The 25,165-nt window shown below is 54.1% G+C and carries 26 protein-coding genes; 21 read left to right on the top strand and 5 right to left on the bottom strand.

Annotation, left to right across the window (positions count from 1 at the left end; translation table 11 throughout):
• Nucleotides 1-112 precede the first annotated feature (112 nt).
• The 9 genes from pilM (at nt 113) to dam (ending at nt 8,517) form a co-directional block, all read left to right on the top strand.
• A complete protein-coding gene (gene pilM, locus KCG43_RS09005; RefSeq protein WP_218384431.1) occupies nt 113-1,063 on the top strand; it encodes a type IV pilus biogenesis protein PilM in 951 nt (316 codons plus the stop codon).
• Nucleotides 1,057-1,650: a PilN domain-containing protein gene (locus KCG43_RS09000; RefSeq protein ID WP_218384429.1), complete on the top strand. Its 594-nt coding sequence runs from the start codon at nt 1,057-1,059 to the stop codon at nt 1,648-1,650. Before pilM ends, KCG43_RS09000 begins: the two co-directional genes overlap by 7 nt.
• On the top strand, nt 1,643-2,266 hold the full coding sequence (locus tag KCG43_RS08995; RefSeq protein WP_218384426.1) for a type 4a pilus biogenesis protein PilO: 624 nt from the start codon (nt 1,643-1,645) through the stop codon (nt 2,264-2,266). Before KCG43_RS09000 ends, KCG43_RS08995 begins: the two co-directional genes overlap by 8 nt.
• On the top strand, nt 2,263-2,751 hold the full coding sequence (locus tag KCG43_RS08990) for a hypothetical protein (protein ID WP_218384424.1): 489 nt from the start codon (nt 2,263-2,265) through the stop codon (nt 2,749-2,751). Before KCG43_RS08995 ends, KCG43_RS08990 begins: the two co-directional genes overlap by 4 nt.
• Nucleotides 2,752-2,787: 36 nt before the next feature.
• On the top strand, nt 2,788-4,122 hold the full coding sequence (locus tag KCG43_RS08985) for a type IV pilus secretin PilQ (protein WP_218384422.1): 1,335 nt from the start codon (nt 2,788-2,790) through the stop codon (nt 4,120-4,122).
• A gap of 207 nt (nt 4,123-4,329) precedes the next feature.
• On the top strand, nt 4,330-4,848 hold the full coding sequence (gene aroK / locus KCG43_RS08980; RefSeq protein WP_027250635.1) for a shikimate kinase AroK: 519 nt from the start codon (nt 4,330-4,332) through the stop codon (nt 4,846-4,848).
• A gap of 20 nt (nt 4,849-4,868) precedes the next feature.
• Nucleotides 4,869-5,942: a 3-dehydroquinate synthase gene (aroB, locus tag KCG43_RS08975; RefSeq protein WP_218384420.1), complete on the top strand. Its 1,074-nt coding sequence runs from the start codon at nt 4,869-4,871 to the stop codon at nt 5,940-5,942.
• A 14-nt stretch (nt 5,943-5,956) separates the two neighbouring features.
• A complete protein-coding gene (locus KCG43_RS08970; protein ID WP_218384418.1) occupies nt 5,957-7,555 on the top strand; it encodes an AAA family ATPase in 1,599 nt (532 codons plus the stop codon).
• 134 nt (nt 7,556-7,689) lie between these two features.
• On the top strand, nt 7,690-8,517 hold the full coding sequence (dam, locus tag KCG43_RS08965) for an adenine-specific DNA-methyltransferase (RefSeq protein ID WP_192015935.1): 828 nt from the start codon (nt 7,690-7,692) through the stop codon (nt 8,515-8,517).
• Here dam and KCG43_RS08960 read toward each other — a convergent pair.
• On the bottom strand, nt 8,495-8,692 hold the full coding sequence (locus tag KCG43_RS08960) for a DUF2970 domain-containing protein (RefSeq protein WP_192015934.1): 198 nt from the start codon (nt 8,690-8,692) through the stop codon (nt 8,495-8,497). The two genes, dam and KCG43_RS08960, sit on opposite strands and share 23 nt — an antisense overlap.
• 172 nt (nt 8,693-8,864) lie before the next feature.
• On the opposite strand from KCG43_RS08960, the gene rpe reads away from it, so the two are divergent.
• The 9 genes from rpe to KCG43_RS08915 all read left to right on the top strand — a co-directional run bounded on the left by rpe (nt 8,865) and on the right by KCG43_RS08915 (nt 19,695).
• The gene (gene rpe / locus KCG43_RS08955; protein WP_218384416.1) at nt 8,865-9,539 is read left to right on the top strand and encodes a ribulose-phosphate 3-epimerase; all 675 of its coding nucleotides are present in this window, start codon (nt 8,865-8,867) and stop codon (nt 9,537-9,539) included.
• Nucleotides 9,539-10,222, top strand: a complete 684-nt coding sequence (locus KCG43_RS08950; RefSeq protein ID WP_218384415.1) for a phosphoglycolate phosphatase — start codon at nt 9,539-9,541, stop codon at nt 10,220-10,222. Before rpe ends, KCG43_RS08950 begins: the two co-directional genes overlap by 1 nt.
• A 104-nt stretch (nt 10,223-10,326) precedes the next feature.
• Complete coding sequence (trpS, locus tag KCG43_RS08945; protein WP_218384414.1) at nt 10,327-11,331, top strand: tryptophan--tRNA ligase; 1,005 nt, start codon at nt 10,327-10,329, stop codon at nt 11,329-11,331.
• Between the two features lie 234 nt (nt 11,332-11,565).
• The gene (locus KCG43_RS08940) at nt 11,566-13,914 is read left to right on the top strand and encodes an ExeM/NucH family extracellular endonuclease (RefSeq protein WP_218384413.1); all 2,349 of its coding nucleotides are present in this window, start codon (nt 11,566-11,568) and stop codon (nt 13,912-13,914) included.
• 105 nt (nt 13,915-14,019) lie between these two features.
• Complete coding sequence (locus tag KCG43_RS08935; RefSeq protein WP_192015929.1) at nt 14,020-14,595, top strand: aminodeoxychorismate/anthranilate synthase component II; 576 nt, start codon at nt 14,020-14,022, stop codon at nt 14,593-14,595.
• Between the two features lie 421 nt (nt 14,596-15,016).
• Nucleotides 15,017-16,234, top strand: coding sequence for an aspartate aminotransferase family protein (locus KCG43_RS08930; RefSeq protein WP_192015928.1), 1,218 nt, complete (start codon nt 15,017-15,019; stop codon nt 16,232-16,234).
• 136 nt (nt 16,235-16,370) lie between these two features.
• Nucleotides 16,371-17,387 (top strand): arginine N-succinyltransferase, encoded by a 1,017-nt coding sequence (gene astA, locus KCG43_RS08925; protein WP_192015927.1) that lies wholly within the window; start codon nt 16,371-16,373, stop codon nt 17,385-17,387.
• A 17-nt stretch (nt 17,388-17,404) separates the two neighbouring features.
• Nucleotides 17,405-18,862 (top strand): succinylglutamate-semialdehyde dehydrogenase, encoded by a 1,458-nt coding sequence (gene astD / locus KCG43_RS08920; protein ID WP_218384412.1) that lies wholly within the window; start codon nt 17,405-17,407, stop codon nt 18,860-18,862.
• A gap of 38 nt (nt 18,863-18,900) precedes the next feature.
• On the top strand, nt 18,901-19,695 hold the full coding sequence (locus KCG43_RS08915) for a DUF1338 domain-containing protein (RefSeq protein WP_218384411.1): 795 nt from the start codon (nt 18,901-18,903) through the stop codon (nt 19,693-19,695).
• A gap of 71 nt (nt 19,696-19,766) precedes the next feature.
• Here the strand turns inward: KCG43_RS08915 and KCG43_RS08910 are convergent, their stop codons facing one another.
• Together KCG43_RS08910 and crp are read right to left on the bottom strand one after the other, a co-directional pair.
• Complete coding sequence (locus tag KCG43_RS08910) at nt 19,767-19,976, bottom strand: hypothetical protein (RefSeq protein ID WP_218384409.1); 210 nt, start codon at nt 19,974-19,976, stop codon at nt 19,767-19,769.
• 181 nt (nt 19,977-20,157) lie between these two features.
• Nucleotides 20,158-20,790 carry a cAMP-activated global transcriptional regulator CRP gene (gene crp / locus KCG43_RS08905; protein ID WP_027250650.1) on the bottom strand — a complete coding sequence of 211 codons (633 nt, stop codon included), beginning with the start codon at nt 20,788-20,790 and terminating at the stop codon, nt 20,158-20,160.
• A 274-nt stretch (nt 20,791-21,064) separates the two neighbouring features.
• Between crp and KCG43_RS08900 the strand changes: the two genes are divergently transcribed.
• The 3 genes from KCG43_RS08900 (at nt 21,065) to KCG43_RS08890 (ending at nt 22,741) form a co-directional block, all read left to right on the top strand.
• Nucleotides 21,065-21,469, top strand: coding sequence for an OsmC family protein (locus KCG43_RS08900; protein ID WP_218384407.1), 405 nt, complete (start codon nt 21,065-21,067; stop codon nt 21,467-21,469).
• Nucleotides 21,470-21,522: 53 nt separating this feature from the next.
• Complete coding sequence (locus KCG43_RS08895; protein ID WP_192015923.1) at nt 21,523-21,744, top strand: YheU family protein; 222 nt, start codon at nt 21,523-21,525, stop codon at nt 21,742-21,744.
• 127 nt (nt 21,745-21,871) lie between these two features.
• Entirely contained in the window at nt 21,872-22,741 is an 870-nt protein-coding gene (locus KCG43_RS08890; protein ID WP_027250653.1) for a phosphoribulokinase, read from the top strand.
• 38 nt (nt 22,742-22,779) lie between these two features.
• Here the strand turns inward: KCG43_RS08890 and KCG43_RS08885 are convergent, their stop codons facing one another.
• Nucleotides 22,780-23,751: a hydrolase gene (locus tag KCG43_RS08885; protein ID WP_218384405.1), complete on the bottom strand. Its 972-nt coding sequence runs from the start codon at nt 23,749-23,751 to the stop codon at nt 22,780-22,782.
• An 11-nt stretch (nt 23,752-23,762) separates the two neighbouring features.
• Entirely contained in the window at nt 23,763-25,163 is a 1,401-nt protein-coding gene (locus KCG43_RS08880) for a PLP-dependent aminotransferase family protein (protein WP_192015921.1), read from the bottom strand.
• Between the last annotated feature and the right edge of the window lie 2 nt (nt 25,164-25,165).

Genomic DNA, 25,165 nt, shown 5'->3' with positions numbered 1-25,165 from the left:
ATCCGCGCTATTTCAGTCAGTAGTATAAAGATAACTCAAATAAATTTAACGCCGTCAGAGGTGTTTATTCGAATAATTTTGCCTTGTCTTTACCAGGGGAGCATACCACGCCATGTTGCACAAGCCAGTCTGGACCGGGATAGATATCGGCCACCATAGTGTAAAGGCGGTCGTGCTTAAGCAAAATAAAGGGCGGCTTGCGTTATTGCATTACGCTGAAGTCGTTTTGTCTCCTGCAGAACTTGCCGGGACGTCCCCCGGTGGCGGGTTCCATCACAATAGCCTTTCCGGACCTATCTTGTTGTCAGCCTTGCGTAAAATACGGACTCTGCTTCCAAAGCGTTCTGTTCGCACTGTGCTGTCACTGCCGGACAGTGAGGTGGTGCAGCGGGAACTTACGCTCGAACAACGCTGGGGACAGGATATCGGAAGCGAACTGGCAAAGATACTGGCGGATACCTTGTCGATGGAGCCGGAGGCACTGAGCCTGGACTATTATCCATCCCCGACTCCCGGGCAGGAGGCGGCGGACAGCGGATTGCGCTTTCAGGTCTTTGCGGCCAAAACTCACCTAGTAGAAGCAAGAACCCAGAGTGTGCGTGAGGCGGGTTTTGAACCTGAGATCATGGAATTGCAGGCACGTGCACTCTTGTGGCTGCTGGAATATTGTCATCGGCAGGCAATCACGGCTATGGGAGCGAATCCTGCGCTGGTTTGTTTGGGAGCTGAGGAAGCGGATCTGGCCGCTGGTTTCTCGCACAACCTGCCGCTGCATCGTACCTTTTTGCTGAGCCGGTCTGGTAATGCGCCCTCACCGGAACTGATCCGGCAACTGCAACATTATCATTCCCTGTCGCCGTTAACCGGGCTGTGGCTGACGGGCCGATCTTTGTCTGACAAGGAATTGGCAATGTGGCAGCAAGCGTGCGGATTGCCAGTTGCTTTTTTGACCCCCGGGCAGGTGTTTCCTTTACGACACAACTCGACGGCGGTGGCTGTGCCGCTGGATACCGTCTGGGCCAGAGCGGCGGCTTTGGCGGTCAGAGGGGCGCTGACATGTTGATCCCGGTCAATCTCTTGCCCTGGCGTGAAGCGCAGCGTATCGCGCATGCCCGCCGGTTTTGGTACTGCCTGGCGGCGACAGTGGTGCTGGCGGTATTGAGCATGGGGAGTTTGCGATTTTATTACGGGGAACGGACGGCGCGCCAGACAAGCAGTAACGATCGCATTCAGCAGCAAATACTCGCGCTGGCGCCCGATCTTGCCAAACTGGCTGATTATCAGCGTCAGCATCAGATGTACCAGTCTCGCTTGGCGGCGGTTAGTCGCTGGCATCATGCGCGTTTTCCCTTGATTCACCTGCTTAATCATTTGCCTGATCTCCTGCCGCTGTCCGCCGGGCTGGAGAGGCTGACACTGAAAGGTAATGCCATAGTGCTGGCCGGTCAGACCCGGCAACTGGCGGCGTTGCCGGACTTTCTGGCCCGGATCGAGCGCCAGGAATGGGTGAGTCGCAGCCAGCTGCATTCTGTGCAACGCGATAACTCGGCGGGATCTGGTGAGCCGCTCACAGCCGGCGACGGAGCCTTTCAGCGATTTTCCGTCACTATGACTCTAATGTCGCCGCTATTGGGGGATGTTCATGACTGACTGGCGGGATCTGACACTGGAGTCGATACCCGGCTGGCCACTGCGTTATCAGTTGGTTGCCTGTCTGGGGCTGCTGGGGATGCTAAGTCTGGTGTTTTGGCATTGGAGTATTAAAGCGGTGATCCAGCAAGAGTATGAGCTGCAAGAGCAAGCCCGGTCACTGAGGACGCAGCTTGCCTGGCAACGCACACAGGCGGAGTTATTGCCTGAGTGGTCGGCGCGGACAGATAAGATGATGGCCCTGTACCGGCAGCAATCTGCCCGGCTGCCAGATAAATCAGCCTGGCCGCAAGTACTGGCGGAAATTGAAATACTCAGTGTGGATGCCGACGTAGCCTTGCAGCATCTCCGCTGGGGGAAAAGCGAAAATCACCAGTGGTACAGTGTGCAGCCTTTGCACTTTGAATGGCGGGGCGACTATGACTCGTCAGGGACATTGTTAGCCGGGCTGGCATCCATGCGCTGGCTGCTGGTGGTCAATGAGCTGACAATGCAGTCTGTCGACGGGCAATCAACTGAGCTGCGGGTCACTGGAAGTGCGCACCTGTACCAGATACCTGAGCCGTCCGGAGACACGATTCTGACTGATGAGCAGAGACTGGAGATGCACCAATGATCACTTTTTTCCTCCGCCATTTATTCCTCCGCCCCTTTTTTTACCGTTTCTTTCTTTATCGCATGGGCAGCTTTGCTTTGCTGTTAGTGGCTGTGCCCGTCACAGGGTTCAGTCTGGCAGAGGCGCCTGAATATAACGTCAGTCCGCTTGGTTCTCCGTTTCAGCGCTTTGAGGCGACTGAGGCCGAACCTGTAGCGTGCCAAGCATCGGCAAGCGACATGCTGGTTAAGGGGCTGATGATGAAGGGCAGCGTCAAGGATGAGTACGGATGGGCGGCGCTGCTGAGTGCTGAGGACGGGCGGCTGTTCAAAGCCAGGCCAGATCAGGTTATCGGGCCCAGAGTCAGAGTACTCAGCGTGGATGCCGGGCAAACCGGATTAATTTTACAGACCCGCGGTGTGCCCGGTTGCCCTGTTGTGACTCATCACATTCTTCATCTGTCTCGGCGGGGTGGGCGGTTGATTGCGCCAGAAAACCCCTCCTGACTCCAGTCTGAGCAGAATTATTCAGGAAAGAAAAACATGCATACTTTTTGTGCACTGTTCATGCTGACATACTGCATGATCTCTGTGCTTGGCACTGCCTCGGCAATGGCAGGGTCTGAGGGACTATCTTCTGCGAATGGGAAGCGATTGTCGCTTAATTTTCAGGATGTCCCAGTACGCCAGTTATTACAGGTGATGGCTGAACACCAGCAGCATAACTTGGTGGTTTCCGATGAAGTGCAGGGCAATATTACCCTGAATCTCAAAGATGTGCTCTGGTCTCAGGCGCTGGATATTGTGTTGCAGATGAAAGGACTGGCCTATCAGCGGCACGGCAATATCATGGTGGTGGCGCCAAGAGCGGCAATGGCTGCTCAGGAGCCGCAGGCTATCCGTCAACCCTTGCAGGGCGGGGAACTTAAAACCGAAGTGGTTCTTATCCGTTACGCTAAAGCCACGGATTTAGCGGACATGCTGGCAGGTAAACCCGGCCAATCGGGGTTGCTGACCGAGTATGGTGCTTTGCATGTGGATGACAGAACGAACGCTCTGGTTGTCAAGGAAGTGGCTGACAGCATAGAGACCCTGCTTGCTATCATTGACGCCTTGGATAAACCGGTCAAGCAGGTGCAGATAGAAGCGCGCATTGTCAGTATGAATGAGAAGGATATCACGGATCTTGGCGTACGTTGGGGGATGTTAGATACCAGTGGCAGCGTGACGCTCGGGGGTTCCATTGAAGGAAACCTGGCGGCGCTGGGGGCTGATAACCTTAAACCGGATGTCAGTGATTATCTCAATGTGAACCTTGGCGCTCAGGCTGGCGCTGCCAGAATGGCCTTTCAGGTGGCCAGGTGGGGGGATCAACTGCTGGATCTGGAATTGTCGGCCCTGCAGGCTGAGGAGAAAGCAGAAATCATTTCCAGCCCCCGACTGGTCACAACGAACAAAAAAATGGCCTATATTGAGCAGGGGACAGAGATTCCCTATCTCGAAGCCTCGTCAAGTGGCGCGGTGTCTGTTTCCTTCAAGAAAGCGGTGCTGAGCCTGATGGTGACGCCGCAGATCACCCCGGATGACAAGCTGGTGCTGGATCTTGAAGTCACACAGAATAAGCCCGGCGAGACGGTGATGACAGGCACAGGAGAAGCGGTGGCGATTGATACCCAGCGGATTGGCACCCAGGTGCTGGTGGACAATGGCGAGACCATAGTCCTGGGCGGCATTTTCCAGCACCAGTTCAGTCAGGCCGTGCGTAAAGTTCCCTTGCTGGGGGACATCCCCTTACTGGGCAGTCTGTTCAGGCAAGAGCTTGAACGTGATACCAGACGTGAATTATTAATTTTCGTGACCCCGAAAATCCTCCGATAGTGAGGCCAGGCGCAGGCGCAGGGGGTGTTTATTTTGCTGAGATTAGACGCTTGACTGAGACTGGCTATTGCCAAACAGCAGTGAGTCCTGAGATAATTTTCGGTCTTATCACGAATGAAATGTGAGGAAGTTGGCGCCTCAGGCTTGTAAATCAATAGCCTGTGGGCGGTTTTGTCTATTTTTTAATCGCGCGTATATTTGCTAAACATGGCTGAAAAACGAAATATTTTCTTGGTAGGACCAATGGGGGCCGGTAAGAGCACCATTGGCAGACACCTTGCACAGCAGTTACATATGGAGTTTCTTGACTCAGATACTGTGATCGAAGAGCGTACCGGCGCCGACATCAGCTGGGTCTTCGACGTAGAAGGCGAGGAAGGCTTCCGTGCCCGTGAAGAAGCGGTCATCGACGATCTTACCCAGGAGCAAGGCATAGTCCTGGCGACCGGGGGAGGCTCGGTGAAAAGCAAAGAGAGCCGAAACCGTCTGTCAGCTCGTGGTATCGTGGTGTATCTGGAAACCACCATTGAGAAACAGCTGGCACGTACTCAGCGTGACAAGAAGCGCCCTCTGCTGCAAACCGACAAACCTCGTGAAGTGCTTGAAGCGCTTGCAGAAGAGCGTAATCCATTGTATGAAGAAGTAGCGGATTACACAGTACGTACCGACGACCAGAGTGCTAAGGTCGTTGCTAATCAAATTATCAAAATGCTGGAAGAGCGTTAACGACGGAGAAACAACGAGTCATGGAGCGGATTACAGTCAGTCTGGGTGAGAGAAGTTACGATATTTCAATTGGCACCGGATTACTGTCTGATCCGGACTATTTCACCTCTGTGACTGGTCGACGGGTTGTTATCGTCAGTAATGACACTGTCGCCCCTCTTTATGCCGACACACTGCAGGCCACGCTCAGTCCACTGGCAAAGGACGTGGCCCTGCTCAACCTCCCTGACGGCGAGCAGTACAAAACCCTCGATACTTTTAATCAAATCATGACATTTCTGCTGGAAGGCAGTTACGGCCGCGACGTGGTGCTGGTAGCACTGGGCGGTGGCGTGATTGGCGATGTCGTGGGCTTTGCCGCTGCCTGTTTCCAGCGTGGGGTGGATTTTATTCAGGTTCCGACCACCCTGCTGGCGCAGGTGGACTCATCGGTCGGCGGTAAAACGGCCGTCAATCACCCTTTGGGTAAAAACATGGTCGGGGCATTTTATCAGCCTCAGGCGGTGATCATTGACACTGACTGTCTGAAAAGCCTGCCTGCCCGCGAGTTTGCTGCCGGTATGGCGGAAGTGATCAAATACGGCATTATCGTTGATCAGGATTTCTTCCAATGGCTGGAACAACATCTGGATCAATTGCGTGCGCTGGATGCCAAAGCATTGAGTCAGGCGATTGCCCGATGCTGCCAGATCAAAGCGGATGTGGTTGCTGCTGACGAGAAAGAGTCAGGTGTGCGCGCGCTGCTGAATCTAGGTCACACTTTTGGTCATGCGATTGAAGCTGAGATGGGGTATGGTAATTGGCTTCACGGTGAAGCTGTTGCTGCCGGTACGGTACAAGCAGCACAAACGGCTTGTCTGTTAGGTTTGATGACATCAGCAGAAGCGGAAAAAATCCGTTCATTGCTGGTGCAAGCTGACCTGCCGGTCGTTGCACCGGAAACTATGAACTTTGACCATTATATCAAGCACATGATGCGGGATAAGAAAGTGTTGTCAGGTAAGCTCAGGCTGGTATTACCGACTGGAATTGGTCGTGCTGAGGTCGTTTCTGATGTACCGAATGATATCCTGCGTCAGGTGATAGAACCCTGATGTTGTAATAATACATGACGATAGCCGCTTCTCTGACGTCTCTGGATCTGGACAGCCAGATCCAACTGCTTTCCCGGGTACAGTTTCTGACCCGATTCAGCTCCCATTTGATCCAAATCAGCGGCGAACCCGGGGCCGGTAAATCCTGGCTGGCGCAGCGGTATCTTGAGCAATGGGCCGACTCAGACGGTATTAACAATACCCGACAGGCCTTGCTGATGTGTCACCCGGCACAGAATGACAACCAGCACAGAACCATATTGCTTAACCAACTGATCCCGGGCGCAGTGTTTAACGAGAGTGATCCCCTGCACCAGAGTGTTGAGCGTCTGCTGGCTGGAAAACCGGTCGAGCTGCTGCTTGTGATCGATGATGCCCATATGCTCAGTCCGGCACTGATTGGCGAGCTGTGGGCTCTGGTGGTGAAAGCACAAGATTCAGCAGACTGGCAGGTGAATGTACTACTCTTTAGTCAGACTGGTCGGTTAACCAAAGCCTTGCATCAGGTCTCTCATGGTCAGGGACAGACGCCACTGGAGCTGGAAATTCCCTTACTGTCTGAACAGGAAGTACAGGCGTTTCTGGAATTGGTTCTGGCCACCCATTCACTCGATGCCAACCAACGTCGGGCCCTCAAAGCGCAGGCGGAGGATGTGGCGCCGACACCCGGCGCGTTGTCGGCACTCAATCACACGGAGGTGGTGAATATGGCCAATACAAGCTCCAGAGCTTTTTCCCCGGCCGCACTCTTGCTGTTGTTGCTGGTTATTGCGGCGGCCGGCCTGGTGTTCTGGTACTTCCCCGATCAGACGGCATCATCTCAATCCGATACGGAATCACTCAGCCCGGATATGACGGCAGCAGATGAAGTGCTGGCGCAGTCGGCTGATGGCCTGGCTGTGTTGCCGGATGAGCATGATGAGCTGCCACTTGCAACGGACAGCGGAGCCGCTGGCCTCACAGATAATAGCGATAGCCAGATAGCAGAAGCGGGGTCGTCCGCACCTGCTGAGGCAAATGCGGAGATCTTACCTGAGCCGGTCAAGATTGAAGGATTGACCGTTGGCCGCAGCAATACCGCAGGCCAGCGCGTGGTGGTACCATCGGATGTGGTGGATGCCATGCTCACCGAGCAGGAAACCGGTGGCTCAGGCGAGCTGGCAGTGGCAGCCCAGGGCGCTCTCAGTCAGGCGGCTAATACTCCCGCGGCTGAGGGGGGAGAAACCGGCATTCCCGCCGCCGCTTCGACGCCAGAGCCAACGGCAGACGCGGCTCCAACAGCACCGCAGCTGACCGGCCTGCAGGCAGCAATGGCAGAAGATAAAGATACCCTCAAGTCGGTCAATAGCCGTCATTATGCGCTGCAGCTGGCCGCTATGCATTCGCTGGACGCCACCCGCAGTTTCCTCAATGAATACGGGATTGAAGATACCGCCCAGGTGTATCAGACCCAGCGGCAGGGCGTGCGCTGGTATATTGTGGTCACCGGTGATTACAGCAGCGTAGCTGCCGCCCGCCGGGCACAGGCGCGGTTACCGGCGAAAGTGCAATCGGTGCAGCCTTGGGTGAAATCTTATACGCAGATTCACCGTGAAATCGACCGGGTTCAGTAACCGCATGGCGCCCGGTCGGCAGTAATTCAGTTGTTAGGGGGATAATTGTCCCCAAGCAGTATGGGTCAGGTGAGAAATAGGTTACAATCCGCCACCTTTGAAAAGACAGTCGTTATGGGTGGTAGGTTAACCAAATGAAAAAGCAGCGTGCCTTTCTGAAATGGGCCGGAGGCAAGTTTTCTCTGGTCGAGGACATCAGACGACATCTGCCACCTGCACGAAAACTGGTTGAACCTTTTGTCGGTGCGGGCTCTGTGTTTCTTAACACGGACTACGACGACTATCTGCTGGCTGATATCAATCCGGATTTAATCAATCTTTACAATGTGATTAAGCATGAACCCGAGCGTTATATCGAAGACGCTCGGCAGTATTTCACCCCGGAATACAACCAGAAAGGTGCCTATCTGGCTATCCGCGAAGCGTTTAACCAGACTCAGGATACCTACCTGCGTTCCCTGTATTTTCTCTATATGAACCGCCATGGCTTTAATGGCTTGTGCCGTTACAACAAGAAAGGCGGCTTTAATGTGCCGTTTGGTTCGTATAAAAAGCCTTACTTCCCGGAAGCAGAAATGTACCACTTTGCGGAAAAGGCCAAAAAAGCGACCTTTATCTGTGAAGGCTACCACCAGACCTTTTCCCGCGCCCGCAAAGGCAGTGTGATTTATTGCGATCCGCCTTATGCGCCGCTGTCAACAACGGCCAATTTTACCTCTTATGCCGGTAATGGTTTCAGTCTGGACGATCAGGCGGCACTGGCCGATGTGGCAGAAAAAGCCGCCACAGAGCGTGACATTCCGGTACTGATTTCCAATCACGACACTACGCTGACCCGCCGCCTGTATCACGGCGCGGCGTTGTCAGTGGTGCGGGTAAAACGCACGATCAGCCGAAACGGCGGTGGCCGCAATAAAGTGGACGAGCTGCTGGCGCTGTTCAGCCCGCCACAAAACGACTGATGATCACCAGCATTCCCACAAACAGAAAGATAGCGACCAGTCCTGCCAGAATGAAGGGCAGGGCACTGGGCTGGCTGAAATCCTGTTGCCGGCTGTGATCGGACTGAACCCCCAGCAGAGCAGCGCCCACGCTGCGCCACAGGTTGTTTTTCTTTGATGCGGGTTTGTGCTTCATGAGTAACTCCTGTCGTCTGCGCTTCCTTACGCTTTAGCTTAGCCTGTAAACACAGAGAGGGCTGCGGAACAAATCGGTAAGACATCGGGGTGGATATCGGGTAGAATTTTGCCCATTTACTGCCCCGTATAGCTATACCGCGCGGGAACCCACTCAAGTACAGAGGCTGAACATGACGGATTTTCTGATCGCTCCCTCCATTTTGTCTGCCGATTTTGCCCGTTTGGGTGAAGACGTTGAAAAAGTGCTGGCCGCCGGTGCCGATGTTATCCACTTTGATGTTATGGATAACCACTACGTCCCTAACCTCACCTTTGGTGCCCCCATCTGTAAAGCGCTGCGTGATTATGGCATTACTGCGCCGATTGATGTGCATTTGATGGTCAAGCCGGTGGATCGCATTATTCCGGATTTTGCCAAGGCCGGCGCGACTATGATCACCATTCATGCCGAGGCGACCGAGCACCTGGACAGAAGCCTGCAACTTATCAAAGACCACGGCTGTCAGGCCGGTGTGGTATTCAATCCGGGCACGCCGCTGCATTATCTCGACCACGTGATGGACAAGCTGGACATGATTTTGCTGATGTCGGTCAATCCGGGTTTTGGCGGGCAGTCTTTCATTCCGCATACCTTGGAAAAGCTGCGTATGGTGCGCGAGCGGATTGAGGCCTCTGGCCGTGAAATCCGGCTTGAAATTGACGGTGGGGTGAAAGTGGAGAATATCCGCGAAATCGCTCAGGCTGGTGCTGACATGTTTGTGGCCGGGTCGGCGATTTTTGGTCAGTCGGATTACAAAACCGTGATTGACGAGATGCGGGCAGAACTGGCCAAGGTGAAGCGTTAATGAAAATTGAAGGCATTACCTTTATCGCGTTTGATCTGGACGGCACCTTGCTCGACAGTGTACCGGACCTTGCCGACGCTGCTGATAAAACCATGCAAGCGCTGGGCTTACCCGGCGTGACCGAAGCGCAGACCCAGACCTGGATAGGCAATGGTGCTGAGACTCTGATTGGCCGCGCCCTGAGTCAGAGTATTGAACTGGACCCGGCGCTGGATCCCGAGCTGCATCAAAGAGCACTGGTGATGTTTAACCGTTTTTATCGCGAAGGCGGTCACAAGAAGACAGTGCTCTACCCGGGGGTGACAGAAACGCTGGAAACCCTGCATCAGGCAGGGATCCCTATGGCGATTGTCACCAACAAACCCTCACAGTTTGTGCCGCATATTCTTGCAGAGTACGGGATCAGCCAGTATTTTACCGATGTGATCGGCGGCGATACCTTCCCGAAGAAAAAGCCGGACCCTTACGCGCTGCACTGGCTGATGGAAAAACATTGCCTGAGTTGCAGCGAGATGTTGATGGTCGGCGACTCCCGTAATGATGTTCTGGCGGCTCAGGCGGCCTCATGCTATGTTGTCGGCCTGACTTATGGCTACAACTATGGCCTGCCGATCAGTGACAGTCACCCGGATCGGGTGCTGGATCAGTTCAGCCAGTTGCTGGATGTAGTGGCTATCGCCTAATCGCAGCGTTGACTCGATCGGCGTCAGGTTTAGCCGGTCACTTATTGTTTTCAGGCGGCATAGGTGCCGCCGGATATGTTTAGGACAAACAGGAATATCCCATCATGAGTAAACCCATTGTATTTAGTGGCGTACAGCCTTCCGGTGAGTTAAGTATTGGTAACTACATGGGTGCGCTGCGTCAGTGGGAACAAATGCAGGATGAGTACAACTGCCACTACTGTGTGGTGGACCTGCATGCCATCACAGTCCGCCAGGACCCGGCAGCGCTGTGTGAAGCCACGCTGGATGCGCTGGCGTTGTGTCTGGCGGTGGGCGTCAGCCCGGAAAAGAGCACCTTGTTCGTTCAGTCGCATGCCCGTGAGCATGCTCAGCTGGCCTGGGTGCTGAACTGCTACACCCAGATGGGCGAGCTGAACCGTATGACGCAGTTTAAAGACAAATCACAGCGCCATTCGGAAAACATCAATGCCGGCCTGTTCTCTTATCCTGTGCTGATGGCGGCAGATATCCTGCTGTACGGCGCGCATCAGGTGCCTGTGGGCAATGACCAGAAGCAGCACCTGGAGCTGGCTCGTGACATCGCGATTCGCTTCAACAATCTGTATGGCGATACTTTTGTGGTGCCTGAGCCTTACATTCCGCCAGTTGGCGCGCGTGTAATGAGCCTGCAGGATCCGCTGAAGAAGATGTCCAAGTCAGACGACAACCGCAACAATGTGATTGGTCTGCTGGAAGACCCGAAAGCGATCACCAAGAAGATCAAGCGTGCGGTAACCGATTCTGAAGAGCCACCACGTGTGGTGTTTGATATCGAAAATAAACCTGGGGTGTCGAACCTGATGGGTATCATGTCGGGTGTGACAGGCAAGAGCCTGGCCGACATTGAAGCCGAGTACAGCGATAAAATGTACGGCCATCTGAAGAAAGATACCGCCGAAGCGGTGGTGGCGATGCTGGAGCCGCTTCAGGCGCGCTATCACGCATACCGTGAAGATCGCGCTTTCCTGGATCAGGTGATGAAAACCGGTGCCGAGAAAGCCTCTGCACGTGCCGCCGAGGTGCTGAAGAAGGTTTACCAGGCCGTGGGTTTTGTTGCCCGCCCTTAATCATAAATCTCATTAAGCGTACAAATGTAAGCAGAAGGCAGCACCTTCTGCTTTTTTTGTGCCCGTTTACCGCAAATTACCCCTGCTGTTTTTTAGAGTAAGATCACTAAAATGAAGTCATATGGTGCATATGTGTAGTGTTTGTTAATGCTGTCACATTTATGAGATGTATAAGTGTTAAATAATGCATTCCTTTTTAGATATAGATCTCAATAAATGTAAAGGATTGCAGACATGCTACGAACCACACTTTTGCCATTGGCGGCTGCCGTGGGCTTATTGCCTGTGCAGGCAATGGCCGACACCTTTAGCTGTGACACGCAAACCCTGACCCCGATTTATCAGCTTCAGGGAGACGGCCTCAAGAGCCCAGTGATCCCTGACGGCCAGTACACCAGCTCAGAGGCCTATTACGTGCGCGGGGTGGTGACGGCCAAAACGGACAGCCTCTATAAAGGCTTCTTCATGCAGGATCCGCAGGGTGATGACAACCCTGACACTTCTGACGGTATCTTTGTCTACACCGGCACTAAGGTGGCGGCGGATGTGCAGCCGGGAATGACGGTGTGTCTCAAAGCCAGGGTTAAAGAGCACTACGACCTGACGCAGTTGCTGGCCGAGCAGGACAAGCTGGTGATCGAAGCGCCGGGCGTTGTACCGGCACCTGTTGCCATTAGCGTCAGAGACGGTGAGCAGCTGGCTGATGCCATGGAACGCTATGAAGGCATGCGTGTCCGGCTGGTAACAGACAGTCAGCTGAAAGTGACCCGCAATTTTGGTTTTGATTACTCCTCGTACCGTAACAATATGGTGCTGTCACACGCTGCGCCGCTAATGAAACCCACTCAGCTCTATGTGGCCGGCAGCGAGCAAGCCAAAGCACTGGCGGCAGCGAATGACCGCAATCAGCTCTACATTGATACTGATGCCAAGGCGCCGGATGGCGTGATGCCTTATTTTCCGGCACTGGATGCCGAGCAGGGCTATATTCGGGTGGGCGACACTGTCGTGAATCTTGAAGGGGTGATTGGCTACAGCTACGGCGAGTACCGTCTGCTGCCCACTAACACCCTGTCGGCAGCGGATTTTATCCACCATGACGATCGTACCCCGGCCCCGCAGGCGGTGCCGGATACGCAGCTGAAAGTCGCCAGTTTCAACGTGCTTAATTTCTTTACCAGCGACAGTGACATAGGCGGCGCGCTGAATGCGATGTGTAAAGATCAGGCCGATGCCGATGCGGCCAATGGCTGCAACCGTGGTGCCAACACCCTGAGTGATTTCCAGCTGCAGCGCAGCAAGATAGTCAATGCGCTGACTGCTATGAATGCCGATATCGTCGGTATCATGGAAGTGGAAAATAACGGTTTTGGTGATGACAGTGCGCTGGCCAATCTGGTCACCACGCTGAACCAGCAGTTCAGTGATCCGGCGGATCACTACAGCTTCATCACTATTGAGCAGGCTGACATGCACCAGGGCCGGTTTCTGGGCTCGGATGCCATCACAGTGGCGCTGATTTACCGTCCGGGCAAAGTACAGCCGGCGTCAGCGGCGCAGGTCATTCGGATGCCGGAGCAGCACTTGTCCGGTGAGAGTCCTCAGGGCGAGACGAAACAGCTGGATAAGTACCAGCGTGACAGCCTGATGCAGACTTTCGCGGTGCAAGGCGCGGCGGACGCGCAGCCATTGACCGTGGTGGTGAATCACCTGAAATCCAAAGGCTCAGGTTGCTACGAAGATTGGGTCAGGGGTGAATTTGACAGCGATCCGGCTGATTTACAGGGCCACTGTAATGCGTTCCGGGTCTCTGCCGCTATGGTACTGGCTGAGACACTGAAAAATATCGAGGGTGATCTGCTGGTGCTGGGTGATATGAATGCGTACGCCAAGGAAGATCCTATCCGCATTCTGACTGACTATGATCCGGCCAGTGCAGAGCGCAAGATACTGTCGGCTTCCGGCACTTCGGTAGCCGGTAAAGTGCTGCATGAGCACGGTGTGGAAGCAGGCAAAGGGCTGGGCCTGGTGAATCTGGCCGACAAAGGCCACGACGTGCCGGCTTATTCCTACAGCTATGAGGGAGAGCTGGGCAGTTTGGATCACGCACTGGCTAACCTGTCGCTGGCCGGGAAAGTGGCGGGTATTGAAGAGTGGCACATCAATTCGGTCGAAAGTAGTTTGTTTGAGTACTCAGATAAGCACACAGGGGATCTGGTGAAATCGGCCGGGCCCTTTTCTGCCTCAGACCATGATCCTGTGGTGGTCAGCCTGCGCTATGCACAGCCTGATCCGCGCCGGTTTCAGCTGACGTTCAAAAACAAGAGTGCCCATCCCGTTTATCCGGTATTCAATCGCTGGTACTGGGACAGTACACAAACATGGCTGATGCCGGGCAAGCAGCGTCGCTACCGGGAGGACAATGTGTTCTTAAACCATGTCGGCATTGCTGCCGGCGATCAGGTGAGCCTGAGCCTGCTGGCTTACGGGGTGTTCGAAGTGCCTTGCAGCTACGCGCCGCTGCGCTTAACCGGCCGCCTGAAAGCTGTGTATAACGGTGACAGCTGTCAGATGAAGCACTGATCCTGCGCTTTTGGCGCTAAAAAGGCCGGCAGGAGGCAATCCTGCTTGCCTTTCTCCCTCCCTGTTGCAAAATAGGGCGCCGATTTTGCCAGGGCAGGGAGACTTATGCTGTTGATCATTGATAATTACGACTCTTTTACCTACAACCTGTACCAGTATTTCTGTGAGCTGGGTGCTGAGGTGAAGGTGGTCCGTAATGATGAGATAGATCTGGCGGGGATTGCTGCGCTGGCGCCGTCCCATCTGGTGATCTCCCCTGGCCCGTGTACCCCGGATGATGCCGGTATTTCCCTGGCGGCGATTGCTCATTTTGCTGGCAAACTGCCGATCCTGGGAGTCTGCCTGGGACATCAGTCGATGGCGCAGGTCTTTGGCGCCAAAGTCGTGCGCGCCCGGCAGGTTATGCATGGCAAAACCTCCCCGGTGCGACACAATAACCACAGTGTGTTTTGCGGTCTGAATAATCCCCTGACGGTGACCCGTTATCACTCGCTGGTGGTGCAGGCCGATAGCTTACCTGACTGTTTCGAAGTCACGGCATGGACAGAAAAAGACGGCAAGCCGGATGAGATTATGGGCATCAGCCATCGCACTTTGCCGCTGGAAGGTGTTCAGTTCCACCCGGAAAGTATTCTTACTGAGCAGGGTCATCAGCTGCTGGCTAATTTTCTGCGTCGCTGAAACCGGCTTTTACCTCTCTTGTTATCTGCCCCTTTCTTTCTCTTTTTTCGCTGCCAGGCCTTGTCAAATGTGGCCTGGCTAATGAGCCATTAGTCTTTCTAATGGGTGTTTTTAGCGATTTTGGCTGTCTCACAAGCGCGATCTGCATCACTTTTCTTAACATTGACTGAAAAATATTCATCCGGCCTTTGTCGCAAGCTTATGCATTTGGCCAAATCATGAACAGGGGCATTGATTCCTACAGGGAAAAACACCTTTCCTTAAAATCGTCTTAATAAGTTTTCCTTACTCGCGCATAAATATGTATCCATCGCAGTTATATGACGCACTTTCCGCAAAGGAAAAACATTTTCTGCTATTGGAATCGGTTAAAATTATGTAAATACTATGCGCAAAGCGATATACACAGAAGGAAAGTATAATGGCGACGGATCAAAAAGTAGGACGTCAAACCTTTGATGAGGTCATGGTACCTTGTTATGCCCCAATGCAAATCATCCCGGTGAAAGGTAAAGGTGCCCGTGTGTGGGACCAGGATGATCGTGAGTACATCGATTTCGCCGGTGGTATCGCGGTGAGCTGCTTGGGCCATTGCCACCCGGCTATGGTGTCAGCACTGAAAGAGCAGGGTGAGAAAATTTGGCACCTGAGCAACGTCATGACCAATGAGCCGGCACTGCGCCTGGCGAAAAAACTGACGGAAGTCAGCTTTGCCGAGAAAGTCTTCTTTGCCAACTCTGGTGCTGAAGCGAACGAAGCCGCACTGAAACTGGCGCGCCGTTATGCCGCCGACAAATTCGGTCCGGAAAAAGATGAAATCATCGCCTTTAAACAAGGTTTCCACGGCCGTACTTTCTTCACTGTGACCGTAGGTGGTCAGGCGGCATACTCTGACGGTTTCGGTCCTAAGCCTCAGGCTGTCACACACCTGCCTTACAACGATCTGGACGCGCTGGCAGCACACATCTCTGACCGCACCTGTGCTGTCATGATGGAGCCGTTGCAAGGTGAAGGCGGTATCGTCTCTCCGACTCAGGAATTTATCCAGGGTGTGCGTGAGTTGTGTGACAAGCACAACGCGCTGCTGGTTTTCGATGAAGTACAAACAGGTAACGGCCGTACCGGTGAATTCTATGCGTATCAGGGTCTGGGCGTGACGCCTGACATCCTGAGCACAGCGAAATCGCTGGGTGGCGGTTTCCCGATTGGTGCCATGCTGACCACCACTGAGCTGGCACAGCACCTGAAAATCGGTACTCACGGTTCGACTTACGGCGGTAACCCGCTGGCCTGTGCCGTGGCAGAAGCTGTGGTTGACGAAGTCAGCAAGCCGGAAGTACTGGCCGGTGTTAAAGAGCGTGAGCAATGGTTCCGCGACGGGATTGAGAAAATCAATGCTCAGTACCCTATCTTCGCTGAAGTACGCGGTAAGGGCCTGTTGCTGGGCGCAGCCCTGAATGCTGAGTGGCAGGGCCGTGCACGTGATGTGCTGCTGGCTGCTGGTGAAGAAGGTCTGATGGTGCTGGTAGCCGGTACCAATGTCGTGCGTTTCACGCCTTCTCTGGTGATTGAAAAATCGGATGTCGAAGAAGGTCTGGCCCGTCTGGAACGTGCCATCGCCAAGCTTTACAACCAATAATAAGACAAGGGCAGGCACAATAGCTTGCCCTGCTTGCTGCCCCGGGTGTCGCCCGGGGTAGTTTTTAGAAGAGAAAGAAATTACAGATATTCAGAGTTAGCAACCTGTGTTGCTACCTGCATCAGGAGGGAGTTCGATGCTGGTTATACGTCCAATTACAAAAGCTGATTTACCTGCACTGATGATGTGCGCTGACGAATCAGGTCACGGCTTCACATCATTGCCGGTTAATGAGGAGATCCTCAGCAATCGGATCGCGCATTCAGTGGAAAGCTTTAATAAAGACGTCACTGCACCGGGTCCGGAAGGCTACCTCATGGTGGCGGAAGACACTGAGACAGGCGAAATTGCTGGTACGACCGCCCTGGAAGCGGCAGTCGGACTGGATAACCCATTCTATACTTATCACCTCAGCACCCTGGTCCATAATTCACATCATCTGGATGTGCACAAAGTGCTGAAGGTACTGACGTTCGGTAATGACTACACGGGTGTGAGTGAACTGTGCACCTTATTCCTGCGTCCTCAGTGGCGTCAGGGACTGAACGGTAAGCTGCTGTCCAAGTGCCGTTTCCTTATGCTGGCCGAGCACAGCCACCGTTTTTCTGACACTGTGATTGCCGAAATGCGCGGTGTATCAGATGAGCAGGGAAATTCCCCGTTCTGGGAATGGCTGAAAGAGCACTTTTTCTCGATTGATTTTGTCGAAGCCGATTACCTGACAGGTATCGGTAAGAAAGAATTTATTGCCGATCTGATGCCGAAATTGCCCATTTACGTCAACCTGCTGAGCAAAGATGCCCAGGCCGTGATTGGGCAGGTACACGACAATACGCGCCCGGCGCTAAAATTGCTGGAAGCAGAAGGTTTCGTCAACCGCGGTTATGTCGATATTTTTGATGCCGGCCCCACGGTGGAGTGCGATCTTCGCCATATTGAGTCGGTCCGTGCATCTCAGCGCTGTACGGTTGAGATCGGTGAACATCACAGCTCGCATAATTACATCATCAGTAATACCCGTTTTGCCGGTTTCCGTGCAACGGTAGGTAAAGCGGCACTGGATGGTGAACGTAATCTGGCCATCATTTCTCCGGAAATGGCCAAGGTGTTAGAAGTGAAAAACGGGGATCAGGTTCGCCTGATTGCTCAATAACTAGGGTGGAATACAAAATGACACAATGGATAGCAGGTAACTGGCAAGCCGGTCAGGGCGAAGCGATGCAGTCGCTGAACCCATTCAGCGGTGAAGTGATCTGGGAAGGTAAGAGTGCCACAACCGAGCAGGTTGAGCAGGCTGTGGCCAGCGCGCGTCAGGCACTGGTTACCTGGCGTCATACCCGTCTGGAAGAGCGTCAGGCTATCGTTGAGCGCTTCGCTGCCCTGGTCAAAGACAACAGCGAGCACATTGCCCGCACTATTGCCGAAGAAACCGGCAAACCGCTGTGGGAAACGCGTACTGAAGCCGGTGCCATGGTGGGTAAGATTGCCATTTCTCTGCGTGCTTACAATGAGCGTACCGGCGAGCGTGAAAAAGACGTGGCAGGTACCAAAGCTGTACTGCGTCACCGTCCGCTGGGCGTGATGGCCGTTTTCGGTCCGTATAATTTCCCCGGTCACCTGCCAAATGGCCATATTGTACCTGCGCTGCTGGCGGGGAACACTGTGGTGTTTAAGCCTTCTGATCTGACGCCAAAAGTGGCGGAAGCAACCATCAGATTATGGGAGCAGGCGGGTCTGCCAGCCGGTGTGCTTAATCTGGTTCAGGGTGCACGTGCAACCGGTGAAGCCCTGGCACAGTCTGCCGGTATTGACGGTCTGCTGTTTACCGGTAGCGCTAATACAGGTCATATCCTGCACCGTCAGTTTGCCGGCCAGCCGGGTAAAATGCTGGCGCTGGAGATGGGCGGCAACAACCCTATGGTTATCTCCAAGGCGTACGGTGATCTGAAGTCTACTGTGTACACCATTATCCAGTCGGCTTTCATCAGTGCCGGACAGCGTTGTACCTGTGCCCGTCGCCTCTATGTCCCTGAAGGGGCAGAAGGTGATGCACTGGTTACGGCGCTGGTCGAAGCGGCCAAAGCCATTAAGGTGGACGGTCCGTTTGCCGAGCCGCAACCTTTCATGGGCCCGCAAATTTCGACCCTGGCTGCCGATAATATCGTGGCAGCCCAGGAGCGTCTGATTGCTATGGGCGGCGAGCCGCTGCTGAAAGCCGATCGCGGTCAGGGCGCCATAGTGACTCCGGGCATCATTGAAGTTAGCAAGATAGCCGAACTGCCGGATGAAGAATACTTCGGGCCGCTGCTGCAGGTGGCGCGTTATCAGGAACTGCCTCAGGCGGTCGAGATGGCGAACAATACCCGTTACGGCTTGTCAGCCGGTCTGGTTTCTACTGACGACAGTGAGTGGGAATACTTTATTGATCATATCCGTGCGGGCGTCGTCAACCGTAACCGCCAGTTGACTGGTGCCAGCGGCGATGCGCCGTTCGGTGGTCCGGGTGCCTCGGGTAATTTGCGTCCGAGTGCTTACTACGCTGCGGATTATTGTGCATACCCAATGGCATCTATGGAAGGTGAGGCAACCGAATTGCCGGCCCAGCTGTCTCCAGGGATCCAACTGTAATTCATACTTAACCCGTATTTTCGAAGGGGAACCGCATCATGGAAAGAGTGGAAAAATTGTTTGATGCCCTGTGGCAGGACTTTACTACCCGTCTTTGCCCGTCGGCGGCGCAGGTACACGATCTGCTGACAGAGGAAGAGCCTCTGCAGAATGATCATATTGCGTTGCGTACCTTTAATCTGCCTGGTGTCAGTCTGGATGTTCTGGCTGCACCTTTTATCGCCATTGGCTACAAGCCTTGCGGTATCTATCATTTCGAGCAGAAGAAACTGTACGCGGAGCACTTCGAGCACCCTAATCCGGCTGCCCCGAAAGTGTTTATCAGTGAACTGCTGGTTGGTCAGTGCTCTGCACAACTGCAGAACACGGTGCGTGCGCTGGTAAAGCAGATCCCTGACGGTGCAATGGATGATGCGTCTTTCCTCTATAACGGCCGTTTGTGGGAGCTGGATTTTGCGACCTATGAAATGCTGGCCGCGGAAAGCGAGTATGCCGGCTGGGTGGCCGCTCACGGTTACGGCGCCAATCACTTTACGGTAAGCGTCAATCAGCTGGAGCAGTTCACGGAAGTGGCGGCGGTTAACAGCTTGCTGCGCCACAACGGGTTCAGCATTAATGAAGCCGGCGGCGAAGTGAAAGGCAATCCGGCAGTGATGCTGGAGCAGTCATCCACTATGGCTGACCGTGTTGATGTGTCCTTCATCGACGGTGTTCGCACAATTCCCGGTGGTTTTTATGAGTTTGCCAAGCGCTACCATCAGGCGGACGGGGAACTTTATCCGGGCTTTGTCGAAGCGTCAGCCGACAAAATCTTCGAAAGTACCAATATGTGATTCAGCCTGACTGAAAAACACCTTAAACAGCGGCCTTTTGGTCGCTGTTTTTTTAGGTCAGGCTGTTGGTGTCAGTGCTGCTGATCCAAAGGCAGCACCCAGGCATCGTTGTCACGACTCAGGATCCCGGCGTGCAGACCGGTTTCCTGTTCCAGTAACTGACGGGGTGACTGAAACCCTGTCATTTCCACTGATGCTGTGAGGAAGCGGCCCATAGTGACCACAGGGCGGGTTGGCACCTGGCTGTGCTGCGCATTCGGGGCAAAACGTTCGATATCCATATCGCTGCATCCACATAAAACTGATATGCCAAATGTAGCAATAGGAATGAGGAAGGCAACTGAAAAACTGTGAGGTGACTAGAGGAACACGATGCAAAGCCGGGGGAGGGTGTGCAAATGCAAGAAAAGCCGCACTGGCGGCTTTTCTTATACTCACATTGGCTGCATCACAGCTGAGTGATCAGCGAGTGCCGTAAACCACTATGGTTTTGCCGTGGGCAGAAATCAGGTTCTGCTCTTCCAGCATCTTGAGGATGCGGCCAACGGTTTCACGGGAACAGCCTACGATCTGGCCGATTTCCTGACGGGTGATTTTGATTTGCATGCCGTCCGGGTGGGTCATGGCATCAGGTTGTTTGGCCAGATTCAGCAGTGTCTGGGCAATACGACCGGTAACATCCAGGAACGCCAGGTCGCCAACTTTCTGGCTGGTGACTTGCAGACGACGAGCCATCTGAGCAGACAGTCGCATCAGAATATCCGGGTTGACCTGGATCAGCTGACGGAATTTCTTAAAGGAAATCTCTGCCACTTCACATGGTGTTTTTGCACGAACCCAGGCAGTACGCTCCTGGCCTTCTTCAAACAGGCCAAGCTCACCGATGAAGTCGCCCTGGTTGAGGTAGGACAGAATCATCTCTTTGCCTTCTTCGTCCTTGATAAGAACGGCAACGGAGCCTTTAACGATGTAGTAGAGGGTCTCTGCTTTCTCGCCAGCATGGATCAGTGTACTCTTTGAAGGGTACTTATGAATGTGGCAATGAGAAAGGAACCACTCCAAGGTTGGATCTGTTTGCGGTTTACCTGGAACCATATTACTAACTTCCTCTGCAGTGTGTTGCCCAACAACGTCATTCCTTGAATTGGGGTTGGGTATAACAATATCATTGTTTGCCAACTAGGATATTCAGTCAACGGCTGGGCTGCAAGCGCATGTGAACATTCAGTCCAAGAGTTTAACTTTTTTCGACACGCATTGCTTGATATTGGGTGACGATAAATGCACATTTTGGACGCTTTACTGTGCACATGATCACACAGTTGTGACTTAGTTTTTAAATGCGGGTTTGAGTAGTAAGGAGCATCGCATGCAATCACGTGTTAAATGGGTAGAAGGTTTGACTTTTGTCGGCCAGTCAAACTCGGGCCACAGTGTGGTCATGGACGGCAACGGCGGCAATACGGCACCGAGTCCGATGGAACTGGTGCTGATGGCAGCTGGCGGTTGCAGCTCCGTCGATGTGGTCGACGGCCTGAAAAGTGCCGGCCAGGCCACCACGGCCTGCGAAGCAAACATGACCTCAGAGCGCCGCGAGCAGGCACCGCGTTATTTTACCTCGGTCAATCTGCATTTCGTGGTGACAGGCCATGATCTTGATGAAGCGCTGGTGGCCAAAGCGGTCGGTGATTCGCTGGAAAAATATTGCTCTGTGTGCCTGATGCTGGGCAAAGGTGTCACGCTGACACATTCTTATGAAATCGTCGCCGCTTAATGGTGTTTCGGGAAAGCCGTGTCGGTTTTCCCCCTTATTTTTCGGTGAGTAGTATGATCATCCCCTGGCAAGAATTGGATCCCGAGACACTCGATAATTTGATAGAACACTTTGTTCTGCGCGAAGGCACGGACTATGGCGAACGCGAGCTGAGTCTGGAGCAGAAAGTCGCCAGAGTCAGGCAGCAACTGGACAGCGGCGAGGCCGTGATTATGTTCTCTGAACTCCATGAGACGGTTGATATTAAACTGCGCCGTTCACTGAGCGCAGAATAAAGCTGCCATAATGAAAAGCGGCAGCAGAAAACGGAAGCTGACGCCGATGAACGGGCCCGTGAAACTTGACTGCTTTCTCTGGCCCTGTTACTAACTGATTCCGTTAGGATTAACGACAAGGTATGTCATGTCTGCAAAACACCCGATCATTGCAGTAACAGGTTCCTCCGGAGCAGGAACGTCCACCACCTCAGAAGCCTTCCGTAAAATGTTTAACATGTTGAACATTCATGCGGCCTGGCTGGAAGGGGACAGTTTCCACCGGTTCACCCGTCCTGAAATGGATGTGGAGATCCGCAAAGCCAAAGAGCAAGGCCGTCATATCAGTTATTTTGGCCCGCAGGCCAACGACTTTGCTCAGTTGGGCAACTTTTTCCGCCAGTATGGCGAAGACGGCAGCGGCAAGTTTCGCCGTTACCTGCACACCTTTGACGAGGCCGTGCCGTATAACCAGATGCCGGGCACATTCACCCCCTGGCAGGATTTGCCGGAAAATACCGATCTGCTGTTTTATGAAGGGCTTCATGGCGGTGTGGTGGACGGTGATGTCAACGTGGCACAGCATGTGGATCTGCTGATTGGCATGGTGCCTATTGTTAACCTGGAGTGGATTCAGAAAATCGTCCGTGATACCCGGGATCGCGGCCATTCCCGCGAGGCGGTGATGGAGTCCATTGTTCGCTCGATGGATGATTACCTGAATTACATCACGCCACAGTTCTCCCGTACCCATATCAACTTTCAGCGTGTGCCGACGGTGGATACCTCGAACCCTGTCAGTGCCAAAGCGATCCCCAGTCTGGACGAGAGTTTTGTGGTGATCCGTTTTCGCGGCATCAAAAACGTGGATTTTCCGTATCTGCTGGCGATGATTCAGGGATCGTTTATGTCGCGCCACAATACCCTGGTGGTGCCGGGCGGTAAAATGAGCTTTGCGATGGAGCTGATCATGCGGCCACTCATCCAGCAGTTAATTGACACCGGTAAGATAGGTTAATACTGACAAAACAACGCCTGATTGCAGGCGTTGTTTTGTTATGCCCCCAGTTTGTCCCTGAACCAGGCCGGCACTGTGTGATCCAGCCAGAAGCTCGGCGCCCGCCAACTGCCGCTGATAAATCCTACGTGGCCGCCATGCCGGGTCAGGTGATAGTCAATGTGCGGCGGCAGCGGTTGTCTGGGTATCACGGCCTTGGTCATAAAGGGATCGTCGGCGGCATGAATCACCCGCAACGGCGTCGTGACCAGGGCCAGTTTGCCCAGTCCGCTGCAGCGCAGGTAGTAATCCTCGGCATTGCTGAAACCATGCAAGGGTGCGGTGACGGCATCGTCAAACTGGCGCAGCGAGCGTAGCGCTGTAATCTGATCGGCCTGAAATGGCAGAGTATCCGGTAATGACGCCATTTTTTTTAGCACATTTTTTTTCATAGAGCCCAGCAGGTAGCGCTGATAGACACGCGAAAACCCTTGCTGTATCCGGTCAGAGCAGGCCGCCAGATCCAAGGGCGGTGAGATGACCTGAGCGGCAGTGAGTTCCGACGCGGCGCCGGTTTCGGCAAGATAATTGACCAGCATGTTCCCGCCCAGCGAGACACCGACTGCCAGCAGGGGATTGTGGGGAAAGCGCTCACGCAGGAGGCGGATAAAAAAGGTGGCGTCTGAGGTTTCCCCCGAATGATAGCTTCTCGCCTGACGGTTAATTTCGCCGCTGCAGCCGCGAAAATGCATCATCACCCCCAGCCATCCCTGCTGTTTGGCGGCAAACAGCAGGCTGTGGGCGTAAGGGCTGCGAAAACTGCCTTCCAGGCCGTGAAAGAGGATCATGACAGGTTTGTGCGCCGGATGGTGAGACGGTGTGCCGGTCCAGACCAGATCGAGAAAATCATCATCCGGGGTCTGAATCCGCTCTGCCAGCGGCTCGAACCGGGCCTGACGACGGATAATCCGCGGCAGAATGGTTTGTATATGGGCGTTACGCAGGCCAGCGGCGGGCTCAAAATGATGCATCAGTTTCTCTCTCACAGCGGAAAATCAGGGTATGGCTCCTGAGCCAGCAGCTCAGCAAGGATTGCCAGACCTTGTTCCAGTTTATCATGATTGTGCGGCGCGCTAATGGCCAGACGCACAGCCTGGGGTATGGTGCTGCCCGGCGGCGTAAACAGCTCAGCCGATTTGACTATCACCTCTCTGGCTTGCGCTGCGGCGACAAAATCACTCAACCGCCAGTTGTCCGGCAAGGTGAGCCAGGCATGGAAGCTCTGCGCGTGATGCTGAATGTGATAAGAGTGCAGATAGCGGTCGAGCAACAATTTTCGCTGGGCTATGTCTTCCCGGATCGCGGTCAGCAGCCGATCGGCATCGCCCTGGTGGATCAGCTCGCAGGCCAGAGCACTGAGCAGCGGGCTGATCATCAGGCAGTGATGGTGCAGCGCCGTGTTCAGTCTGTCCTGATGTTTGCCCGGCACCTGGATATAACCCAGTCGTAAACCAGGGGCGAGGCATTTAGACAGGCTGCCGAAGTGGATCACTTGCTCACTGTCGAGGTTGACCATCGGCGGCGGGGCGTCGACAGGCAGCAGGCCATTGACATCATCTTCAATCACCAGTACCTGATGGCGGCGGCACACCGCCAGAATCGCTTCGCGCCTTTCCCGGCTCATGACTGCCGTTGTCGGATTTTGCAGGGTAGGCGTGCAGTAAAGCATCCGCGGCTGATACAGGCGACAGGCGGTATCCAGACTCTCGGGTATCAGGCCTTGCTGATCCATTTCCACCGCTTTGACATTAAGCTGCATCTGACGGGCCAGCCCGAGAAAGCCGGGATAGACCACTTGCTCGGTCAGCAGAGTATCGCCGCTGCGGCAGAACACAGACAGCACCAGCTGAATGGCATGCTGCGCGCCGGAGGTGAAATGCATACGCGCCGGGTCGAGCAGAATGCCATGGCGGTTGAGCCAGTGGCAAATCACGTCTCTGTGTTCGCTCAACCCTTGCGGATCCTGATACAGCATCAGGTGGTTGAGCTGATCCGCTTGCTGTGCGAGTGTCTGCATGGCCTGTGCCAGCGGCGCTGATCTGTCGAGATAAGGCGGGATGTTATAGCCAAAATTGCACTCATCGGGTGCCTGAGAGGGGTAACTGAATACCCAGCCCGGACGGTTACTCTGGCAGACATAAGTGCCGGCTCCCACCCTGGCTTCCACCAGCCCCCGGCGTTCGGCTTCGGCATAGGCGCGGGTAATGGTCCCGACCGTCACCTGCAGTTTATCGGCCATGGCTCTGTGCGTCGGCAGCTTGCTGCCAGCTGTCAGCAGGCCGGATTCAATCAGATGTGCCATGGTTTCGGCCAGGCGACGGTATTTTGGCAGCCCATCGTCACATCTTTCGAAGAAATCTTGCTGAATGATCTCGATTGTCATGG

It is taken from the genome of Photobacterium sp. WH24 (genome assembly GCF_019204055.1).
Taxonomy (GTDB): domain Bacteria; phylum Pseudomonadota; class Gammaproteobacteria; order Enterobacterales; family Vibrionaceae; genus Photobacterium; species Photobacterium arenosum.
The sequence above is the reverse complement of the archived record's forward strand: the minus strand, read 5'-3'. Positions and strand labels throughout refer to the sequence as shown.